Origin of the sequence: Nostoc sphaeroides (genome assembly GCF_003443655.1) — a bacterium.
In the GTDB taxonomy this organism is placed as follows: domain Bacteria; phylum Cyanobacteriota; class Cyanobacteriia; order Cyanobacteriales; family Nostocaceae; genus Nostoc; species Nostoc sphaeroides.
Genome location: NZ_CP031941.1, coordinates 3,691,085 through 3,705,044 on the forward strand (window position 1 = coordinate 3,691,085; position 13,960 = coordinate 3,705,044).

The window sequence follows — 13,960 nt, forward strand, 5'->3', positions numbered from 1 at the left end:
TTTTTAGCTAGCAGTAATGTTGCAGAAAAGAGTGAGCATTTGAACTATCAAAAGCATTTTTAACTAGACTAGCAGTAGCAATGCCCAGTTTTTGAGTTAATTTCATTAGGAAATTTTCACAATTAAACCTTATCTAAGTTGAGAACCGTAGTTTTCCACCCTCTCCCAAATTTGGGAGAGGGTGTTTGAAATTCTGTCCCCTTCTCCCGAATCTGGGAGAAGGGGTTGGGGGATGAGGGCAAATCCTTTTCGTCATGAAAGGACTACAGGTTTCAAGATAGACGTGGTTTAAAATTGGATAATTTTACTATTAAAACCTAGTTTAACGGTTCCGAGTAGCGATGGAATGTGCTACCCGCACCACCGAACTTTTAGTAAAGTATTATTTAAAATTTTTATATGGTGAAAAGAAAAATAATATTTACTAATTCTTCATTATTACCTAAAGTACATAAATTTTTGGTGAATTTACTTGAAGTAAATAAAAATATAAACATCAAAGTGGTATCTCTCATGCAGCAGCAACTATTAATAATTTGTTATTTCAATTGAGTTCTATATTCTCATTCATAGAACTATTTTCCTGAGTTTACCCTTAGTTGTCAGGCAATCCCCTCCAGTCTATTGAGTATTTATACTTAGTCAATGGAGGCAATTATTTTTTTAACTATCTCCTTTCTCGGAAAAACTAGTTATTTTGTACTACATTTTGAATTTCAAAATGGGGTTAATACTCTATTTATTTCAAAATGAGAATTGCTGCAATTTGTTGTCGGATTTCGCATACTTAAGAAACCCCTCTATTGAAGTGTATGGGGCGATCGCTCCTAGAAAAGCTTAATTTAAAGAAAAAACCTCTGTAGTTTCCAGAGGTTTTAGTTCCTGATTTAGTTTCTACTGCTTACTACAATTTGTCCTGAGTCATTTCCCGATAACAAAGGAAATTATTTCATTTGAGTAGTTAGTCAAGTACTTATGAACGCGGATTATCAGGGATTAATTCTTCGCCTGTGGCTGTGAACCAGGAATTGTTACATCTATTGGTGTCACCTTTGCTGCTAGCTGCGTCAATGGCGGTTGAATGGCGGTTTGATTTCCCACCACTAAAGTCACGATCTTTTCTGGCTTGAGGTATTGTCGTGCTACTCGTTGGACATCAGCTGCTGTGGTGGCGGCGACGGCTTTTTGATAGCGAAAGAGAAAATCAGCAGGATAGCCGTAATATTCGTATCGCATCAACCGTGATAAGGTTTGAGCAGGGTCTTGAAAGTTGAATACAAAGGAGTTAAGTGTAGACTCTTTCGCAAAAGCGAGTTCTTTTGCAGTCACTCTTTGAGTTTGGATACGCTTGATTTCACTTTGTAAGGCTTTAACAAACTGCACAGTCGCATCCGATCGCGTTTGTCCACCAGCAATAAACATGCCAGGATAATCGTAGCGGGGACTCCACTCGCCATAAACAGAGTAAGCTAAACCTTGACGCGATCGCACTTCATTAAATAAGCGTCCACCAAATCCACTTAACACCCCATTCATTACATCCAGCGCCGGATAATCAGGATTGTCAAACCGTCCACCTAAATGGCCGATAAGCACGCTACTTTGTGTTAATTGTCGCTGATTGACAAAAAAGACTCCACCTGTATTAGCTGGCGAAACCTTTGGTAATTTGGGTTTAGCAATACCTGGATTGCGGTTCCAGTCGCCAAAGTTAGCTTGAATGAGCGATCGCATTTTCTTAGAGTCAAAATCCCCCACAATCCCTAAAATCATATTATTGGGGTGGAAATATTGCTGATAAAAGTTGAGCAAATCCTCACGCTCAACCTGATCTACCGTTGCATACTCTATGGTGCGAGAGTATGGACTATCTTTCCCATAGATCAATTTCTTAAATTCTCGGCTAGCAATACTATCTGGATCGTCATTGCGACGGGCAATGCCACCTTTGGCTTGAGTTTTTGCTAAGTCTAGCTTTTCTTGAGCAAAAACTGGCGATCGCAGCACCTCGGCAAACAGCCCAAACACCGTTTCTAAATCTTCACTGAGTGCGTCAAAGCTAGCACTACCAGAAGCTTCACCAATACTAACTTCCACAGATGCCGCGCGTTGTTCCAATATCTCGTTGAGTTCATCAGGCGAATGCTTCTTAGTTCCTCCAGTTCGCATCACCCCGCCTGTAAAACCAGCTAAACCAACTTTTTCCATTGGTTCCAAGCGATTTCCGGTTCGCACAAACGCCGTCCCATTCACCAACGGCAATTCATGATCCTCCATCAAATAAACAACCAAGCCGTTTTGGAGAACAAATCGCTCATACTTAGGTAACTTAATCTCCGGTAGCGGAGGCAATTGCAATTCAGTATAATGCTTTGCCTCAGTCGTCGCCGCCAGAGAAAAATTACAACTTAAAAGTAAACACGCAAAAACACTAACCAAAGCATAAATAAGTCCCTTCCCATTTTGAATTTTGAATTTTGAATTTTGAATTTTGAATTTTTTACCCTTCACCTTATACCTCTGCATATCTCTCTACCTTTGCGCCCTTTGCGCCCTTTGCGGTTCGTTTCTCTTAAGCTTGTTTCGACAACAACTTACCAATCGTGCGATTCTCAGCCGTAAACGTCTGCTTTGCCACCCGCACAATATCAGCCGTAGTTACCGCCGAAATATCATCCAACTGCTTAAACAAATTCCGCCAAGAACCAGTTTTCACCTCATATTCCAATAATTGTTGAGCCATCCCCATATTTGAATCGAGAGTACGTAACAAACCCGCCCGTGCTTGGGTTTTTACCCGTTCCAAATCAACCGTCGCTACAGGCTCAGTTTTTAATTTGTCAATTTCTTGGCGCAAAGCCACCGCCAACTCATCAACCGTATGACCGGGAGCCGTGAGAGCATAAAATAACATCAGGTTTGGGTACTTATCTCCAGGAAAACCGCTAAAACCTTGGGCATTTAGCGCCAAACGCTGCTTTTCTACCAAAGACTTATACAACCGCGACGTGCGCCCATCACTTAATAAACTGCCAATGATTTCATAGACTGCATTATCTGGATGGGTAATTGCCGGACGATGATAACCTTCTAAATACCAAGGTTGAGAAGGTAGTTGTAAAGTAACTTCTCGTGTTTCTTGTTGTGGCGGTTCCACCGGGATTTGTTCAACAGCTTTGGTTTTTGCCAGATAGCGGCCAAAATAAGTTTGCGCCAGTTTTTTAACCTCAGCCGGGTTAACATCTCCAACAATGGCAATGGTCAAATTACTTGGTACATAGTGAGTATCAAAAAACTTTTGGACATCTTCTGGTGTCAGATTGCGGATATCTTGGTCATAACCAATCACCGGACGCCTGTAGGGATGGGCTTTGTAAGCAGTATCAATAAATTTCTCCACCATCAGTCCAATGGGTGAATTTTCCACCCGCATCCGTCGTTCTTCTAAAATTACATCTCTTTCTTTATAAAACTCACGACGAATTACAGGATCGAGAAACCGTTCCGACTCCAGCGACATCCAAAGTTCTAGCTTATTGGCAGGAAAACTGTACAAATAACGGGTAGCTTCGGTTGAAGTATTGGCATTTAAACCCACACCTCCCGCTTGTTCGACAATTTGCCCCAATTCGTTTTGCTTAACAAACTTGGCTGCTTGCGCTTCCACTCGCTTAAACTCAGCTTCTAACCGAACAACCTGATCTTTTTTGCCATCGACTTTCGCTGTTTTAATTTGGCCATCCAACCTTTCTAAGGTTTCTAATAGAGGTTTTTCTGCCTTGTAGTCTTCTGTACCAATGCGCGTTGTGCCTTTAAACGCCAAATGTTCCAGAAAGTGAGCTACACCAGTTTTGCCATCTGGCTCATCCACACCACCGACATTGGCATAAGTAATAAAAGAAACTACAGGCGCTTGATGTCGTTCCAAGACAATGAATTTTAGACCATTGTCGAGGCGAAACTCCGTTAACTCCTTGATAACTCGATTTAGATAAGGTTGGATCGAACTTTCAACTGGTGGAGTTTGAGTTTTTGTAGGTTGCAGCACTCTTTGGGGAGGGGGTGCTGTCTGAGTTTGAGCCAGAGCAATTTCTGGCAGCAATCCCCACCAGAAAACGATCAAAGCCAACAAAGCGACAAACAACCGCCGCAATATGACAGATACTTTATCTGACCAATCCAAAATCGTTCGACTGAGCGAAGTCGAAGTCCCGAATCTAAAATCTAAAATTGACCGACTGATCTGGTTCATAAGCAAAAATTAAGATAAAGTTACACTACCTAAAAAACTAGGTACTTAGCAAAAAGACGTTAATCTTGTATTAAGCTTGTTAGGCTTTTTTACTTGACGTTAGACAATAATGCTACAAATCGTGTTCCGCAAATTTCACAATAACTGTTATGCGAGTTTTTAATTCTTCCCCACCCTCAGAGGCTCAGACGCGCACCCGGATTTTACAGGCAGCACAACGGTTGTTCGCCGCTCAGGGATTTGACGGCACTACCACCCGCGATTTAGCACAGGCGGCAAGTGTAGCTGAAGGCACTCTATTTCGTCATTTTCCCAATAAAAAGGCAATTTTAGTAGAAGTAGCGACGAGTGGATGGGTGGAGATTCTGACAGATTTGCTAACAGAATTAAGTGAAATGGGCAGCTATAAAGCCGTAGCTCAGGTGATGCGTCGCCGGATGTGGAATTTCCAAAAAAATGCCGATTTAATGCGCGTTTGTTTTATGGAAGTGCAGTTTCACCCCGATTTGCGCGATCGCATTCAATTAGAAGTCATTACCAAAATGAGCGATGTAGGCGAAGCATTCTTTCAAACAGCGATGGATAAAGGCATTTATCGCCAAATGGACGCCAAGCTAGTTGCTAAAGTTTTTTTAGGAATGTTTGCGATCGCCGGTTTTTCCAACAATACCATCATGGAACCTGACGCCTCCCCCCAACAAATGCAGGAAATGGCAGAAGGACTCGCTGATATCTTCCTTAATGGTGTTTTATCCAAGGAGTGAGGAGTTATAAGTTAGGAGTTATGAATTATGAATTATGAATTATGAATTATCCTAACTCCTAATTCCAAACTCCAAACTCCTCACTCCAAACTCCTAACTCCTAACTCCTAACTAATCATTGCTTTCGCTTGCTGACTCCACTGTTGTACTAATTCAATCGCTGGACACAAATCTCGTCGCTGCATTGTTGCTACCTGCAAGCGCATAATTTGTTGGTGCAATCTGTGAGTGGGAGTCTGAGCCAACTGCGCTACAGAAGCAATACCTGCATGGAGCAATAAACCACAATATTGTATGCCTACACTGGGAATCCGCGCCAAGTCAGCTAAAGCCATCCATTTATTTACATACTGAAGATGAATCTGTAATTTATTTGCTAACGCTACTCTTTTCTCTAGAGTTTTCCCTTGTTTGATTAGCGCTACTGTGCTAGGAATTCCACAATTGTGCAGTTGAGATTGTTCCTCGTGGCTTAGTCCAGGTAATTGCTCAATTGGCCAGTCACTAGATTGGATACGACTTTGATTATTTGTATTTTTAGCAGACATTTTTGAAATTAAATAAAATATAGGCTTGTTTAGATATTGTGAGAGTCAGTTCTTTGCAAAAGTACGCTATTGCAGTTTATTTGTATTGTTATGCTATTTTAACGAAACCTCTTGCAATGCGATTGTATCGCCTAACAATGCCATTGCATCGGCTAACAATGCCATTGCATCGACTAACAATGCCATTGCATCGACTAACAATGCCATTGCATTGACTAACAATGCCATTGCATCGACTAACAATGCCATTGCATTGACTAACAATGCCATTGCATTGACTAACAATGCCATTGTATCGGCTTGCAAAAATTAGGTAAAGTTGACGATCAATACCTTTGCTAAAAATAGAGGTAGGTCTAACTGTTGCCGAAACAGTATCAGTTCAGCGTGTTACAGCTTACCTGGCTAACAAGACGCGATCGCCTCGCGTAGCCCCTGACGTTAAAATGTCCGTAAATCTCTCCAATTTTACTCGTCTACGGTGGATTGCAGAAAGCTTATGACCCCCATTCCGAAAAGCGCAGCCCAGTTATATGAAACAGATTTTGTCGCATGGACAGAGAAAACTGTGCAACTCATTCGTGCTGGACAATTTGGACAAGTAGACTGGGATGCTGTGATTGAGGAGATTGAAAGCTTGGGACGGTCAGATCGACGGGAGTTGAAAAGCCGCTTAGAAGTATTATTACAGCATTTGCTCAAATGGCAACATCAGTCTAGTTTGCAAAGTGGCTCTTGGCAAAATACCATTGATGAGCAACGCAACCGAATTGTAGATTTGCTGCAAGAGAGTCCCAGCCTCAAGTCTTATCCAGAAGAAGTTTTAGCGCAATGCTACAATCGGGGATTGAAAGCTGCTAGTAATGAAACTGAACTACCAATAGATACATTTCCAGTGGAGTGTCCTTATTCCATTGCCCAAATTCTTGATGGTGAGTTTTTGCCGGATGCCATTGATTTGTAATATTAGGTTTATCGGGTAATTAACTCGCCTCGCATAACAGTTACGGCTTGTCCCTTAAGAAAGACGCGATCGCCTCCGTCATAATCCACCTTCACCACCCCACCGCGACTGGATGCCTGATAAGCTAAAAATTGATTTTTGTGCAAGCGATCGCGCCAGAAGGGAGCAAGGCAACAATGAGCCGCCCCAGTTACAGGGTCTTCGTCAATCCCTAAACCCGGTGCAAAGAAGCGAGAGACGAAATCATATTCAGAATCAGGGTTAGTGAGGCTGGTGACAATAATCTCAGAAATAGGCAACGTTTTCAGCATTTGGAAATTTGGCTGTATTTGCCGTACCAAATCTTCAGATTCCAATTCTACTAAATAGCCCAAGGAATTCAATAAAACAGATTTGTATGGGACACCCAAAGCAGCCTTAAGTTCTTGTGGGGCAACTGTTTCTTGTGAGTGATTCACAGGAAAATCTAACTCAATCCACTCACCTTGCAACTCAGCAATTAGCACTCCGCTTTTGGTATAAAAACGCGCAACTTCATCAGGTGATAAATGCCCCTCTGACCACAGTACATGGGCACTAGCTAAAGTTGCATGACCACAAAGCGGTACTTCCACCTTGGGCGTAAACCAACGCAAATTGAAGCCATCATCCTGTCTAACTAAAAAAGCCGTCTCAGATAAATTCATCTCCTGCGCCACATTCTGCATCCAACGTTCGTCTTGGGGAGTAGGCAGAACACAGACAGCAGCAGGATTACCTGCAAAAGGTGTATTGGTAAAAGCGTCAACCTGAGTAATGGTTTGTCCCATTAGAGTCACCTTGAATTAGACAGAATTATATTTATAACAATTCTTTTTCGGAGATGTCTAAGAAATATCGCACTGCGTTTCTATCCCGCCTCGGAATGAATTCCGAGTCTAATAGCTCAAGTCCACTTAAGTGGACTGAAGGATCAATTTAGTCCACTTAAGTGGACTTGAGCTATGAGCCGCTGAACTTTAGTTCTGGGCGGGATGTCGGAGAGCATGACAATTTAACTCTGACAAAAATAGAGTTGAAACGTATGTGGACAGCACTTGTGTGTACACCGTAGCTAATTTATCGGGGAGGATCGAAAATCTAGGTGGTAGATCGAAAAACTTTCACTCTTCTTATAAGACTGGGCTTTCACATTAAGTTGACACCAATGACAGCCGTGCTACCAAAGCTTACATCCAAACGAGAACCGCTATATACAGTACCTGATAAATTAGGAATACAATCTCCAAAACTGAAGTCAATGTCAAAGCAAAACGAAAAGATGACGATAAAAATCTTCAGAAGCATCTTTGCTGCTGTAAACTTAGCGCTAATTTCTGGAGTATTAGTTAGTTGTGTTGAAGTACCGCAGCCATCGGCTCCAACTGAGCAACAAAAACCAGCCGTACAACCTAACCAGAACGACGAAGATGACGACGACAAAGATGGCGATCGCAAGGATGATAAAGATGATGACGATAAAGACGATAACGACTAAATAAAGGGAATCTTTAACCTTTAACCTTCTTTTTGAGTTTCTATTTATGCTGATCCAACAAACTTCTACTTCCCTAATCGATACTTTAGGCCACCGTCGGCAACAATTAGCCAACCTGGTTGATTTTCCCGTAATTCTGTGGTCAGGTAGCAACAGTCCGCGCAACTTTCTAGCAAATCCCTTTCCGTTTCGCGCTAGCAGTCATTTCCTCTATTTTGCCGGACTGCCATTATCAAATGCAGCAATTCGTTTAGAAGACGGCAAATTAGAACTATTTATCGACGATCCATCACCCAGCAGCGCCCTTTGGCATGGAGAAATGCCAACGCGCGAGGAAATAGCTCAACAGATTGGGGCGGATGTGGCTCGGCCAATGGCAGAATTAGAGTCTTGGTTAGAAGATGCCGCCACACTTGCTGTACAAGATGCAGCTACTTGGACGCAACAATCACAGCTATTAAATAGATGGGTTTTACCACAAAGTCCTCCCCAAGGAATTGACTTGGAGTTAGCTAAAGCGATCGTTTCTCTCCGCCTTACTCATGATGAAGCTGCATTAACCGAGTTGCGAAAAGCTGCTGCTGTCACTGTTGAAGCACACAAAGCTGGTATGGCAGCAACACCTAAAGCCAAATTGGAAGCAGAAGTTCGCGCAGCGATGGAAGGGGTAATTATTGCCCACAATATGACAACCTCCTACAACAGTATTGTCACCGTTCACGGTGAAGTTTTGCATAACGAACAGTATCACCATCCCCTACAACCAGGTGACTTATTACTTGCCGATGTTGGCGCTGAAACTGAGACGGGTTGGGCTGGTGATGTAACTCGAACGTGGCCAGTATCTGGTAATTTTTCATCTACCCAGAGAGATATTTATAATGTTGTGCTGGCAGCCCATGATGCTTGCATTGCCAGAATACACCCTGGTGTAGAGTATGGGGATATTCATTTGTTAGCTGCTACGGTTATAGCTGAAGGTTTAGTAGAGTTAGGCATTTTACAAGGAAACCCTCAAGATTTAGTCGAGATGGATGCCCACGCGCTGTTTTTCCCTCATGGTATCGGTCATCTACTGGGTTTAGATGTCCATGATATGGAAGATTTGGGCGATTTAGCTGGGTATGAAGAGGGACGGGAAAGAAGCGATCGCTTTGGCTTAAGCTACCTCCGTTTAAATCGTCCTTTGCGTCCAGGAATGTTAGTTACAATTGAACCTGGTTTTTATCAAGTACCAGCAATTTTAAATGATGCCAATATTCGCTCAAAATATCAGAATGTGGTGAATTGGCAGCGTTTATCTGAATTTGCCGATGTGCGTGGAATCCGCATAGAAGATGATGTTTTAGTTACCGCAGAAGGTAGCGAAGTTTTAACCGCCGCATTACCGAATGATGCTGATACTATAGAAAATTTAGTAGGTTCCTAATCTAATTGATAGCGTAAACACATAGAATGTTATCTTATGATCAAAAAACCCATAGGATTACTACTCAACGGAGTTATTGTCAGCTTCGGACTATTACCATTATTAGCTCAAGCACAGCAGCCGGTTTCTGCTACCCAAGTTGCGGCGATGGTGGAGGCGTTGCGACAAGCTGCACCGCAGACAAAAAAACTCAACGATGGATATTACAGCGAATGGCAAGTTAAACCAGAAACCCTCAAAGGCTGGACAAGAACTTGTCTCAAACGAGAACTGACACCGACGCAGTTTGAAAACAGCCCTGCGATCGCTCGTCAAGTTGTATCCTGTATTACGCGCCGTGAGTTAACCAATCAACTCCGCGCCACCAATAATAATGAAATTGCATCTGTGCGTGGTGCAGCTTGTTGGTGGATGACTGGTAGTTATACAGGTTGTAACAAAGGCTTCACTGCTGAGTATGTGCAAAAAGTTGTCCGCTTTTACCAACAACAGCTCTCAAAACCAGCAGCAACTCAATCATAAAAGGGCGACTCTTACGCGCATAGGAGAGAGATTTCCCCCTTCCCTAGTAGGGAAGGGGGTTAGGTCTTTTTACCAAGCCCTTCGGGCAGGGAACAGGGAAGAGGGAACAGGGAACAGCTTTGAAAACCTGCCCGAATTTTGGGTCTAAAGCCCCTAAATTTATTTATGAAAAAAAATAAAAACATTTTTTAAGGGGACGCGCAGCGCAAGAAAAAATACGTCCTTGTACAAATCCCCTAATTTTAATTATGGGGATTTCCCTGTTCCCTCTTGCCTGTTCCCTGTTCCCTTTTAATTCGTCCTTGCAGGTCGGTCACATTTCGGTATGTAGATTGGTCGTCGTTCAATCTAATACCAATTCAATTAATGATTGCAACACATCCTTGGGTAAAGACGCGATGAATCGCGTCTCTACAAATGGTCTATTTGTCGCATTCTTTTTTCAAATTGGTATAAATTAATTCGCTATTTTGATTGATATTAAATTTGGCTTTTAACCCATTTGCGAAATTCTTTAACTAATTCCAAATAATCCTTTTCTCCCACCTGCTCTAAAAAATTAGAAATCTCTGTTAGTGGCAGATTGGGAAATGCTAAACTCCGTTCAACAGATATATATTTCTGATTTTCTAAAATGTTAATACTAAAATCATTACCATCATATCGCCAGATTTCTGGCACACCCATATCAGCATAGACTTGAAAACGATTTTTGGAACTGCTGGTAATATCAATTTCTACTACCAAATCTGGCGGCGGATCTTGTTGCAAATTAATTCTTTTTTTCCCCTTAATGAACTTGACATTTTTAATGTAAAAGCATTCATCTGGTTCTGCACCACTCAGTTCTGGACGTTTGAAAGTAGTAGAACCAAGGGGCTGAATCCTAACTTCTAGTTCTTCCGCTAGAGTTTCGACAAATCGACCCACAATTTTTTTATAACTTTCATGTTCGGGTGAAGGAACCATGATTTCTAACGTACCTCGATTGTAAGTAAGCCGGAGGCGGCGACTAGCACTAAGTTCAGTTAGCAAGTTTTCATAAGTTTGCCAACTGATACCCGATAAGTGGATGATTTCTGTGGGTTGAAGCAGTGTGTTGCTAGTCATAGCGATATGTAATATAGGTTCTCGCTGTACAATAGCCTTTCTTGCCTTCATTGTACTTTAAGCTCAATCTTCTATAAAGGTAGGTATCTGGTTGCTACAGTCGCGGTGAAAAATACTAAGCTGGTAAATAGCACGTTTAAAATTTAGCGGAAATTCGCGATCGCATTCATCGGCGGTTTAGAATTTCCCATTGGCGAACTACCTGTAATTACATTATGTTTGATGCTCTATCTGACCGTTTAGAAGCCGCCTGGAAGAAACTGCGGGGACAGGACAAAATTTCTCAATCCAACATTCAAGATGCATTGCGCGAAGTGCGCCGCGCCTTGTTGGAAGCAGATGTCAATCTCCAGGTAGTCAAAGATTTTATTAGCGAAGTCGAAGCTAAAGCACAGGGAGCCGAGGTGATTACCGGCGTGCGACCTGATCAACAGTTCATCAAAATTGTTCACGATGAACTAGTGCAGGTGATGGGAGAAGAAAATGTTCCCATCGCAGAAGCCAAGGAACAGCCTACTATTGTGTTAATGGCTGGGTTACAAGGTACTGGTAAAACCACAGCTACCGCTAAGTTAGCCTTACATCTGAGAAAATTAGAGCGTAGCTGTTTGTTGGTGGCGACAGACGTATATCGCCCAGCAGCGATCGACCAGTTGGTGACGTTGGGTAAGCAAATTGACGTACCAGTATTTGAACTAGGAAGCGACGCAGATCCCGTAGAAATTGCAAGGCAAGGTGTAGAACGCGCTAGAGCAGAAGGTGTAAACACAGTAATTATTGATACTGCTGGACGCCTGCAAATTGACGAAGACATGATGGCGGAATTAGCCCGTATCAAAGCAACTGTCCAACCCCATGAAACTCTGTTGGTGGTGGACGCGATGACTGGTCAAGAGGCAGCAAATCTTACCCGCACCTTCCATGAGCAGATCGGAATTACTGGGGCGATTCTCACCAAAATGGATGGTGATAGCCGTGGTGGTGCAGCGCTGTCAGTGCGAAAGATTTCGGGAGCGCCGATTAAATTTGTGGGCGTGGGCGAGAAAGTAGAGGCACTACAACCGTTTTATCCCGATCGCATGGCATCCCGAATTTTGGGAATGGGCGATGTGCTAACCCTGGTAGAAAAAGCCCAGGAAGAGTTTGACTTAGCAGATGCTGAGAAAATGCAGGAGAAAATTTTGTCAGCGAAGTTTGACTTTACTGACTTTCTCAAGCAGTTGCGGATGCTAAAGAATATGGGATCTCTGGGAGGCTTAATCAAGATGATTCCAGGGATGAACAAGCTCTCAGACGATCAGCTTAAGCAGGGAGAAACCCAGCTGAAACGCTGTGAGGCGATGATTAACTCAATGACTCGCCAAGAACGCCACGACCCCGATTTATTAGCCAGTTCTCCCAGTCGGCGGCGGCGGATTGCTTCTGGCTCCGGCTATAGAGAGTCAGATGTGACTAAACTGGTGGGTGATTTCCAAAAAATGCGATCGCTCATGCAGCAAATGGGTCAAGGTGGCTTCCCTGGAATGCCGGGAATGTTCGGCGGTGGCGGTATGGGCAACGCCTTCGCAGGCGCAGGCAATCGTCCCCCTGCCCCAGGATGGCGAGGTTATGATGGTGCCCCAGCCACGAAAAAGAAAAAACCCAAAGATAAAAAGAAAAAAGGCTTTGGCAATCTTTAGTTATTGGGCATGGGGCATTGATAATTTGCTAATGACAAATGACCAATGACAAATGACTAATGACTAATAGCACCAAATGCTAGACGAGTGCTAAAATTAGCATTTCGACATACTTACCAATTAGGAGAATAGATTCTTCAACCATGATCAAACTGCGCTTGAAGCGATTCGGTAAAAAGCGGGAAGCAAGTTACCGCATTATCGCCATTAACAACCTTGCTCGCCGCGATGGCCGTCCCCTAGAAGAGTTGGGATTCTACAACCCCAGAACCGATGAAGTGCGACTAGACGTTCCCGGCATCGTCAAACGACTACAACAAGGCGCTCAACCCACTGACACCGTCCGTCGCATTTTAGTAAAAGCCAATGTTTTTGAACAGGTCAGTGCCACAGCCACAACCACAGCCGCATCATAATTCGGGAACAATATCCCCAACAGCTAGTCCTAACTATGTTGGGCTGGTTCGGTTTTTAGTGCAGCCGTTTTTGGAATCTCCAGAGACTTTAAGCGTCGATTGTGAAATTTCTCAGGCCCTCAACCGGGCTTGGATTCGCATCGCCTTTGAAAGCACGGATAAAGGGAAAGTGTTTGGTCGAGGGGGACGCAATATTCAGGCGATTCGTACAGTAATTGCCGCAGCAGCCGCCGCTACTGGGCAATCAGTATACTTGGATATCTACGGCAGCACTACGCCGGGCCGCGAGGGTATGTCTTTTGATGAAGAGACAGAAGAGCGATCGCCACCACCGACTAGGAAAGAACCCCGTGGAAATGATGGGCCTAAACCCATTGTTAAACCCCGCCTCCGCTAGATTGAAACTAGAGAGCAAGTCTGAGCGGTTGTAGTTACCTCCGCTCAGAATTTTTGTAAAGATGGAAAGTAGCAAAAGGATTTTTGGATCTTTTTTTGAACTCTTCACCGATAGGGGCGTACATCTGTACATTGGTGTCAACTTAAGGGAACTCCAAAAAATAAATTATTCCACATTCAAGTCGTTGACTGTTGACTGTTGACTGAAAACTCGTGAACCGTCAACGGTTAACAGTGAACAATAGCAATGGAATATTTTTTTACTTGGAAGTCCCTAACGTGAAAGCCAGCCTAGACAGAGCTTTGCTCGATTGCCTCGTTTGCCTCGTTTTTCCTCGTTCCCAGTCTCTGACTGGGAATGCCT

The 13,960-nt window shown here is 43.2% G+C and carries 15 protein-coding genes; 9 read left to right on the plus strand and 6 right to left on the minus strand.

All coding sequences use genetic code 11. The features are described from left to right. Positions 1-996 precede the first annotated feature (996 nt). Positions 997-2,526 carry a M16 family metallopeptidase gene (locus tag D1367_RS16215; protein WP_118167345.1) on the minus strand — a complete coding sequence of 510 codons (1,530 nt, stop codon included), beginning with the start codon at positions 2,524-2,526 and terminating at the stop codon, positions 997-999. A gap of 46 nt (positions 2,527-2,572) precedes the next feature. Further along, positions 2,573-4,252 carry a M16 family metallopeptidase gene (locus D1367_RS16220; RefSeq protein WP_228674837.1) on the minus strand — a complete coding sequence of 560 codons (1,680 nt, stop codon included), beginning with the start codon at positions 4,250-4,252 and terminating at the stop codon, positions 2,573-2,575. 149 nt (positions 4,253-4,401) lie between these two features. Here D1367_RS16220 and D1367_RS16225 point away from each other — a divergent pair, with 149 nt between their 5' ends. Next, positions 4,402-5,016 (plus strand): TetR/AcrR family transcriptional regulator, encoded by a 615-nt coding sequence (locus D1367_RS16225; RefSeq protein ID WP_118167346.1) that lies wholly within the window; start codon positions 4,402-4,404, stop codon positions 5,014-5,016. 107 nt (positions 5,017-5,123) lie between these two features. Here D1367_RS16225 and D1367_RS16230 read toward each other — a convergent pair whose 3' ends face one another. Together D1367_RS16230 and D1367_RS16235 are read right to left on the minus strand one after the other, a co-directional pair. Then, positions 5,124-5,564, minus strand: a complete 441-nt coding sequence (locus D1367_RS16230) for a DUF4332 domain-containing protein (RefSeq protein WP_118167347.1) — start codon at positions 5,562-5,564, stop codon at positions 5,124-5,126. Positions 5,565-5,657: 93 nt separating this feature from the next. Beyond that, a complete protein-coding gene (locus D1367_RS16235; RefSeq protein WP_181984858.1) occupies positions 5,658-5,870 on the minus strand; it encodes a hypothetical protein in 213 nt (70 codons plus the stop codon). A 29-nt stretch (positions 5,871-5,899) separates the two neighbouring features. Here D1367_RS16235 and D1367_RS30915 point away from each other — a divergent pair, with 29 nt between their 5' ends. After that, positions 5,900-6,067 carry a hypothetical protein gene (locus D1367_RS30915; protein ID WP_181984859.1) on the plus strand — a complete coding sequence of 56 codons (168 nt, stop codon included), beginning with the start codon at positions 5,900-5,902 and terminating at the stop codon, positions 6,065-6,067. Next, entirely contained in the window at positions 6,064-6,528 is a 465-nt protein-coding gene (locus D1367_RS16240) for a DUF29 domain-containing protein (protein ID WP_118167349.1), read from the plus strand. The genes D1367_RS30915 and D1367_RS16240 overlap by 4 nt, the downstream gene beginning before the upstream one ends. 8 nt (positions 6,529-6,536) lie before the next feature. On the opposite strand, the gene D1367_RS16245 is transcribed toward D1367_RS16240, so the two are convergent. Continuing rightward, the gene (locus D1367_RS16245; RefSeq protein ID WP_118167350.1) at positions 6,537-7,337 is read right to left on the minus strand and encodes a PhzF family phenazine biosynthesis protein; all 801 of its coding nucleotides are present in this window, start codon (positions 7,335-7,337) and stop codon (positions 6,537-6,539) included. Between the two features lie 377 nt (positions 7,338-7,714). Here D1367_RS16245 and D1367_RS16250 point away from each other — a divergent pair, with 377 nt between their 5' ends. From D1367_RS16250 to D1367_RS16260, 3 genes are read left to right on the plus strand one after another with little or no spacing between them, the layout of a single operon-like run. Further along, positions 7,715-8,044: a hypothetical protein gene (locus D1367_RS16250; RefSeq protein WP_147337375.1), complete on the plus strand. Its 330-nt coding sequence runs from the start codon at positions 7,715-7,717 to the stop codon at positions 8,042-8,044. 46 nt (positions 8,045-8,090) lie between these two features. Continuing rightward, on the plus strand, positions 8,091-9,473 hold the full coding sequence (locus D1367_RS16255) for an aminopeptidase P family protein (protein WP_118167352.1): 1,383 nt from the start codon (positions 8,091-8,093) through the stop codon (positions 9,471-9,473). A gap of 36 nt (positions 9,474-9,509) precedes the next feature. Then, positions 9,510-9,995 (plus strand): hypothetical protein, encoded by a 486-nt coding sequence (locus D1367_RS16260; RefSeq protein ID WP_118167353.1) that lies wholly within the window; start codon positions 9,510-9,512, stop codon positions 9,993-9,995. 480 nt (positions 9,996-10,475) lie between these two features. Here D1367_RS16260 and D1367_RS16265 read toward each other — a convergent pair whose 3' ends face one another. Beyond that, on the minus strand, positions 10,476-11,105 hold the full coding sequence (locus D1367_RS16265; protein ID WP_118167354.1) for a Uma2 family endonuclease: 630 nt from the start codon (positions 11,103-11,105) through the stop codon (positions 10,476-10,478). Positions 11,106-11,320: 215 nt separating this feature from the next. Between D1367_RS16265 and ffh the strand changes: the two genes are divergently transcribed. From ffh to D1367_RS16280, 3 genes are all read left to right on the plus strand, one after another. After that, on the plus strand, positions 11,321-12,784 hold the full coding sequence (ffh, locus tag D1367_RS16270) for a signal recognition particle protein (RefSeq protein WP_118167355.1): 1,464 nt from the start codon (positions 11,321-11,323) through the stop codon (positions 12,782-12,784). A gap of 143 nt (positions 12,785-12,927) precedes the next feature. After that, entirely contained in the window at positions 12,928-13,200 is a 273-nt protein-coding gene (gene rpsP, locus D1367_RS16275; protein ID WP_118167356.1) for a 30S ribosomal protein S16, read from the plus strand. Next, a complete protein-coding gene (locus tag D1367_RS16280) occupies positions 13,151-13,597 on the plus strand; it encodes a KH domain-containing protein (protein ID WP_118167357.1) in 447 nt (148 codons plus the stop codon). Before rpsP ends, D1367_RS16280 begins: the two co-directional genes overlap by 50 nt. Positions 13,598-13,960 lie beyond the last annotated feature (363 nt).